The sequence below is a fragment of the Psychrobacter sp. 1Y4 genome (assembly GCF_051847555.1).
This window is the reverse complement of record NZ_JBPYDE010000777.1, coordinates 1-621: the sequence shown is the minus strand read 5'-3', so window position 1 is coordinate 621 and position 621 is coordinate 1. Positions and strand designations below refer to the sequence as shown.

Sequence of the window (621 nt, the reverse complement as noted above, 5' to 3'; positions counted from 1 at the left end):
AAAGAGGTATCCATCAAGTCTTATGCAGTAGAATATGCACAAGGCCGCGTATGTCTACTAGATAGTAATACCTCATATCAAGGTGCCAATACGATAGATGGAGAAGGCAATATCAGTACGCCAGAACCTCAAACGTTCTCTGAAAAATCTATCGTATTATTACAATCTAACTGGATTACGAGTGAAGACAGTCCAGAGTATAATTACATCTTGGATAATGACGATGATGTAAATAACAATGGTGTACTGGATACCATTAACCCAGTTGCTATTATTGGTGGAACATTTGCTGATGACGGCTATTCTTTTATCACTGACGCAGAAGGACGTGCTGATTTCCAAGTTCGCTATCCTATCCGCTATTCAAACTGGGTAAAAGTCAGATTCGATGCATCAACTTTCCTAAATGGTAGTGAAAATACCCAAAGCCTGAACTATTCACTACCATATTTGGATGGTGACTTGGATATCGTTGGTGATACCTTATTCAGCCCTTGGATCGCAGATGCTAGCCCGTTTGGTCCAGGTAATGCAACCTGTGTGAATAGCTTGAGTGTTAATATCGATGCTGAAAAAGATACTACGAAAGTGATACTTTCACCATATCAGCCAAGCTATGCA

1 pseudogene is annotated in these 621 nt (G+C 40.1%); it reads left to right on the top strand.

Features of this window, described 5'->3' with window-relative positions:
• A pseudogene (locus ACS8FC_RS18835) lies at positions 1-621 on the top strand (hypothetical protein); the annotation flags it as partial.